This is a genomic window from Sphaerisporangium melleum, assembly GCF_014646695.1.
Taxonomy (GTDB): Bacteria; Actinomycetota; Actinomycetes; order Streptosporangiales; family Streptosporangiaceae; genus Sphaerisporangium; species Sphaerisporangium melleum.
The window spans coordinates 112,953-118,855 of the sequence record NZ_BMNT01000026.1; the positions used below are offsets into that span (position 1 = coordinate 112,953).

At 71.1% G+C, this 5,903-nt stretch carries 6 protein-coding genes; 4 read left to right on the plus strand and 2 right to left on the minus strand.

The window, feature by feature from the left end; translation table 11 throughout:
* The 3 genes from IEY93_RS38505 to IEY93_RS23095 all read left to right on the plus strand — a co-directional run.
* On the plus strand, window positions 1–956 hold a 956-nt coding region (locus IEY93_RS38505; protein ID WP_229691381.1), incomplete at its 5' end, for an NADH-quinone oxidoreductase subunit M.
* On the plus strand, window positions 953–2,512 hold the full coding sequence (gene nuoN, locus IEY93_RS23090; RefSeq protein WP_189165195.1) for an NADH-quinone oxidoreductase subunit NuoN: 1,560 nt from the start codon (window positions 953–955) through the stop codon (window positions 2,510–2,512). The genes IEY93_RS38505 and nuoN, both read left to right, overlap by 4 nt.
* A gap of 12 nt (window positions 2,513–2,524) precedes the next feature.
* A complete protein-coding gene (locus tag IEY93_RS23095) occupies window positions 2,525–3,520 on the plus strand; it encodes a polyprenyl synthetase family protein (RefSeq protein WP_189165196.1) in 996 nt (331 codons plus the stop codon).
* A gap of 69 nt (window positions 3,521–3,589) precedes the next feature.
* Here IEY93_RS23095 and IEY93_RS23100 read toward each other — a convergent pair whose 3' ends face one another.
* Window positions 3,590–4,405 carry an LLM class flavin-dependent oxidoreductase gene (locus tag IEY93_RS23100; RefSeq protein ID WP_189165197.1) on the minus strand — a complete coding sequence of 272 codons (816 nt, stop codon included), beginning with the start codon at window positions 4,403–4,405 and terminating at the stop codon, window positions 3,590–3,592.
* 141 nt (window positions 4,406–4,546) lie between these two features.
* A complete protein-coding gene (rarD, locus tag IEY93_RS23105) occupies window positions 4,547–5,464 on the minus strand; it encodes an EamA family transporter RarD (RefSeq protein WP_189165198.1) in 918 nt (305 codons plus the stop codon).
* Between the two features lie 142 nt (window positions 5,465–5,606).
* Here rarD and IEY93_RS38510 point away from each other — a divergent pair.
* Window positions 5,607–5,903 (plus strand): peptide-methionine (S)-S-oxide reductase (locus tag IEY93_RS38510; RefSeq protein ID WP_229691382.1); only part of this gene is annotated, 297 nt, incomplete at its 3' end.

Here is a 5,903-nt window from a genome sequence, read left to right on the forward strand (position 1 = left end):
ACAAGGGCACCTTCCTGCAGCCCGAGCTCATCGGCGTCATCAAGGACCCCGCGACCCAGAAGTGGCTGTTCCTCGGCTTCTTCATCGCCTTCGCCGTCAAGGCGCCGCTGTGGCCGTTCCACACCTGGCTGCCCGACGCCGCCGCCCAGGCGCCCGCCGGCGCGGCCGTGCTGCTCGTCGGCGTCCTGGACAAGGTCGGCACCTACGGCATGCTGCGGTTCTGCCTGGAGCTGTTCCCCGACGCCGCGAAGTTCTTCACCCCGCTGGTGATCACACTGAGCGTCATCGGCATCGTCTACGGCGCCATCGTGGCCATCGGGCAGACCGACATGAAGCGGCTCATCGCCTACACGTCGATCTCGCACTTCGGCTTCATCACCCTCGGCGTCTTCGCGATGACCGCCGACGCCGGCTCGGGCGCCACGCTGTACATGGTGAACCACGGGTTCTCCACCGGGGCGCTGTTCCTGCTGGCCGGCTTCCTGATCCACCGCAGGGGCTCGCAGTACATCGCCGACTACGGCGGCGTGCAGAAGGTCGCCCCCGTGCTGGCCGGCACCTTCCTGATCGCCGGTCTGTCGTCGCTGTCGCTGCCGGGCCTGTCGACCTTCGTCAGCGAGTTCCTCGTCCTGATCGGCACCTACGAGCGCTACATCGTCCCGGCGATCATCTCGCTGATCGGCATGGTGCTCGCCGCCATCTACATCCTGTGGATGTACCAGCGGATGATGACCGGGCCGACCGCCGAGTCGGTCAAGACCCTGCCCGACCTGAACCTCCGCGAGAAGGTCGTGGTGGCCCCGCTGCTCGCGCTGCTCATCGGCTTCGGGTTCTTCCCCAAGCCGCTGCTCGACGTGATCAACCCGGCGGTCCACCAGACCCTCACCAGCGTGCAGGCGCCGCAGTTCACCCCCGCCGTACCCGCCACCGCTGAGAAGAAGGGGGCAGGCCAGTGAGCACGCTCACCGCCGCACCCATCACCGCGCCCACGATCGAGTACGGCGAGCTCGCGCCGATGCTCATCATCTTCGGCGCGGCGATGATCGGCGTCCTGGTCGAGGCGTTCACGCCCCGCTACCTGCGCAAGTCGATCCAGATGCCGATCACCGTCCTGTCCATGGTCGGCGCGTTCGCGCTGACCGTCTGGCAGGGCGTCCGCGGCGTCCGCTCCGCCGCCGCGATGGGCGCCATCGCGGTGGACGGGCCGTCCCTGTTCATCTGGGGCGCCATCCTGCTGCTCGCCATCGTGAGCGTCCTGCTCATCAACGACGACGACCACTTCGTCGCCGAGGCCGCGGCCGTCCCCGGCAGCGCCGAGGAGGACCAGGCGCTCTCGCAGGGCGGCGCGCACACCGAGATCTACCCGCTCGTGCTGTTCGCCGTCGGCGGCATGATGCTCTTCCCCGCCGCGAACGACCTGCTGATCATGTTCGTGGCCCTGGAGGTCATGTCCCTGCCGCTGTACCTGCTGTGCGGCCTGGCCCGGCGCCGCCGCCTGCTCTCGCAGGAGGCGGCCATGAAGTACTTCCTGCTCGGCGCCTTCTCCTCGGCGTTCTTCCTGTACGGCACCGCGCTGCTGTACGGCTTCGCCGGGTCGGTGGACCTCAAGGCCATCGCCACGGCGCTCAGCACGGTCGGCGGTCAGGACGCCCTGCTGTTCATCGGCGCCGCCACGCTCGGCGTCGGCCTGCTCTTCAAGATCGGGGCCGCGCCCTTCCAGGCGTGGAAGCCGGACGTCTACCAGGGCTCGCCGACGCCGATCACCGCGCTCATGGCCTCCGGCACCCTCATCGCGGCGTTCGGCGCGCTGCTGCGGGTCTTCTGGGTCGCGCTCGGCGACCTCGATGCCGAGTGGACCCCGGTGCTGTGGGGCGTCGCCATCCTCACGATGGTCGTCGGCGCCGTGCTCGCGATCACCCAGACCGACATCAAGCGGATGCTGGCCTACTCCTCGATCGCGCACACCGGCTTCCTGCTCACCGCGGTCGTCGCCACCGGCAAGGAGTCCCAGAACGCCAACGCCCTGTCGGGCATCCTGTTCTACCTCCTCGCCTACGGGTTCGCCACGGTCGGCGCGTTCGCGGTCGTCACCATGGTCCGCGACCCCGGCGGCGAGGCCGGGCACCTGTCCCGCTGGGCGGGCCTCGGCAAGCGCTCCCCGTTGCTCGCGGGCATCTTCGCGCTGTTCCTGCTCGCCTTCGCCGGCATCCCGCTCACCTCCGGATTCTTCGGGAAGTACGCCGTGTTCGCCGCGGCGGTCGCGGGTGGCGCGGTTCAGCTGGTCATCGTGGGTGTGGTGACCTCCGCGATGGCCGCGTTCTTCTACGTCCGGGTGATCGTGCTGATGTTCTTCAGCGACCCGGCGCCAGAGGGCCCGACCATCGCCGTCCCCAGCATGGGGACCGCGGCTGTGGTCACGCTTTCCGCGGCGGCTACCGTAGTGCTCGGGGTCTTCCCGCAGCCGGTGCTCGACCTCGCGCACACGGCCGCGCAATCGCTGTTCGTTCGTTAGGAGTAATGCTTGATGGCCGCGCCGCCCGTAGTCGACCTGCCGTTCATCGACGAGGGGCTGGCAGCGGACATCGCCAGTGGCCTCGACGCGGTGGAGAAACTCCTCCGCACGTCCGCCGACAGTGAGGACGCCTTCGTCGCGGAGGCGGGAAGGCACCTCATCGTCGCGGGTGGCAAGCGCTTCCGCGCGATGATCGTGCTGCTGGCATCGCATTTCGGTGACTCCAGCGCCCCCGGGGTCGTCCCGGGGGCGGTGGTCATCGAGCTGACCCACCTGGCCACGCTCTACCACGACGACGTCATGGACGAGGCCAGAGTGCGCCGCGGCTCGCCGTCCGCCAACGCCCTGTGGGACAACAAGGTCGCCATCCTCACCGGCGACTACCTCTTCGCCCAGGCCTCGGAGATCCTCGCCGACCTCGGCCCCGAGCTGGTCCGCATCCAGGCCCGCACCTTCTCCCGCCTGGTGCGCGGCCAGATCCGCGAGACCATCGGCCCCCGGCCCGGCGTGGACGCGGTCACCCACTACATCGAGGTGCTGGCCGACAAGACCGGCTCGCTCATCGCCACCTCCGGCCGGTTCGGCGCCATGCTCGCCGGCGCGCCCGAGGAGGTCGTCGAGCGGGTCACCAGCGCGTGCGAGGCCATCGGCGTGGCCTGGCAGCTCGGCGACGACCTGCTGGACGTCGCCTCCACCTCGGGCGAGAGCGGCAAGACCCCCGGCACCGACCTGCGCGAGGGCATCCGCACCCTGCCGGTGCTGTACGTGCTCGCCTCCGACGACCCGCGGGACGCCCGGCTGCGCGAGCTGCTCTCCGGCCCGGTCCCCGACGAGGACGTCACCGAGGCGCTCGAGCTGCTGCGCGCCAACCAGGCCATGGTCCATGCCCGCGCCGAGCTGATGTCCTGGGTCGGACGGGCCCGCGCCGACCTGCTCACCCTCCCCGACATCCCCGCCCGGGCCGCCCTGCTCGCCCTCTGCGACTACGTCGCCGAACGCTCCGGCTGACGGCTCCCCGCCGGGCGGCGGCCGGCCCGGTCCGGTGCGGGCGGTCGCGACGGGGCGGGCGCCGCTGCTTTATCGTCCGGCGAGCAGTTCCACGACCGGGGCCAGCCGGTCGGCGTACATGGCGTTCACCGTGACGTAGGAGATCTGGTGGGCGTCCCTGCGCCGTAGCAGCCGGTCGGCCATCTGTCGCGGCGAGCCGCGCAGCACGGCGATCGAGTCCGCCGGGACGTCCGGGCCCATCCGCTCGGCCAGCCACGGCGGCACCTCGTCCCCGACCACGTGCAGCCCGGCGCTGAGCTCCAGCCGGTCGAAGCCCTCGCCGGCCGCCTCGCGCAGCAGGTGCACCGGGGCGGCGAGCCCGTCCTCGGTGGTGGAGGCGGGCAGCCCGAGCGCGACCGTCTCGGCGTGCCGCGCGGCCACGCCGAGCATCCGCGGGCCGCTCGCGGCGATCAGCACCCGCGGGCCCGGTGTCAGACCGGGCCGCGCACGTACCTGGCGGACGACCTCCTCCAGCCGCCTGATGCGCTGGTCCGCGGTCCCGAACGGCACGCCCAGCCTGGCCGCGTCCCGCTCGGCATCCGGCCGGCCGGCGCCCAGCCCCAGCTCGAAGCGGCCGGCCGACAGCAGACCCAGGCCGCCCACCTCCCACGCGACCTGCTGCGGCGGCCGGTTGGCGACCGAGAGGACGAACGTGCCGAGCCGGATCGTGCTCGTCGCCGCCGCCGCGGCACTCAGCGCGAGCAGCGGTGGCAACGTGTCCAGCGTGTCCGGGGTGAGGAACGTCGCGTAGCCCAGTTCCTCGGCGCGGCGGGCCAGGCCGCACCATTCGTCCGCGTCCCGGGCCGTCGCCGCGACGACCCCGAACCGGAAACGGCGCTCCGTCATGGTGTACCCCCTTGCTTCCCGGCCCATGGTGGCCGGAGGGGATCGGCGCGGTCGTCCGCCGGCGGGATCGTCCGCCCTACCCCAGGGGAGGTAGCGTCCGCCGCCGGGGCTACGTCGCGAGACGTACCGGGCACGGGCCGGTCAGACGGTCTCCAGCGCGGGTGACGGACGGGCCGCCCGCCGTACCAGGCGGGCGTGGCGCAAGCCCTCCCAGCTGAACACCGCCAGCGCCAGCCAGATGATCGCGAACCCGGCCCAGCGGCTCGGCGGCATGGTCTCGTGGGCGACCAGCACGCCGCACAGGAACTGCAGGATGGGGGCGATGTACTGCAGAAGTCCGAGGACCGTGAGCGGCACCCTGATCGCGGCCGCGGTGAAGCTCATCAACGGGATCGCGGTGACCACTCCGGCGCCCACCAGGAGCGCGGCGTGCCCAAGCCCGGCCGTCCCGAACGTCGAGGCGCCCTGCGCCTGCAGGACCAGCAGGTACGCCAGGGCGGGCGCCAGCAGCACCAGCGTCTCCACGGTCAGGCTCTCGGCCGCGCCGACGTTCGCCGCCTTCTTCAGCAGCCCGTAGGTGCCGAAGCTCGCCGCGAGCGTCAGGGCGACCCATGGCGGCCGGCCGTAGTCCACGGTCAGCACCACGACGGCCAGCGCGCCGAGCCCTACGGCGGCCCACTGCCACGGCCGCAGCCGTTCCCCCAGCAGCACCACACCGAACAGCACGCTCACCAGGGGGTTGATGAAGTACCCGAGTGCGCTCTCCACCACATGCCCGGAGTTCACCGCGTAGATGTAGACGCCCCAGTTCAGCGACACCACGACCGCGGCCAGGGCGAGCAGGAGCAGCTTGCGCGGCTGCCGGGCGAGCTCGCGGATCCACGACCAGTGGCGACGTACGGCGAGCACCGCGATCACGGCGACGAGCGACCACACCATGCGGTGCGCGAGGATCTCCACGGCGCCGGACGGCTTGAGCAGGGGCCAGTAGAGGGGGAACAGCCCCCACATGGTGTAGGCGGCGATGCCGTACAGCAGACCACGGCGCGAATCAGGCATGTAGCCCATCTTCGCTGCTGACCGTCCTTAACCACAAATAAGGAACTTTGCCGCCAAATCTTAAGAACTGCTTACGCCAGGGAACAACCGGGCGCTCGCGCTGGTTTGGACGTCTGCAAAGAATCTCCGACGGAGGTGCACGATGGGTTGGCTCTTCGGCAAGAACAAGGCTTCGATGGTGGCCCCGGAGGAGGCGCTCCCCGGCCGCGAGGAGCGGATGCCCGTCCCCGCGCGGCACGAGGTCCTCGACGCGCCGCTCGCCCCTCCCTACCCGGACGGGACCGAGATCGCCGACTTCGGCCTGGGCTGCTTCTGGGGCGCCGAGCGGAAGTTCTGGCAGACCCACGGCGTGGTCTCCACCTCGGTCGGCTACCAGGGTGGCTACACCCCGAACCCGACCTACGAGGAGGTCTGTAGCGGCCTCACCGGCCACGCCGAG

What these genes read in the sequence shown, in the direction of transcription:
- rarD (WP_189165198.1), bottom strand. Translation starts at nt 5,464, where the DNA reads ATGCCTGATTCGCGCCGTGGTCTGCTGTACGGCATCGCCGCCTACACC.
- IEY93_RS23100 (WP_189165197.1), bottom strand. Translation starts at nt 4,405, where the DNA reads ATGACGGAGCGCCGTTTCCGGTTCGGGGTCGTCGCGGCGACGGCCCGG.
- IEY93_RS23095 (WP_189165196.1), top strand. Translation starts at nt 2,525, where the DNA reads ATGGCCGCGCCGCCCGTAGTCGACCTGCCGTTCATCGACGAGGGGCTG.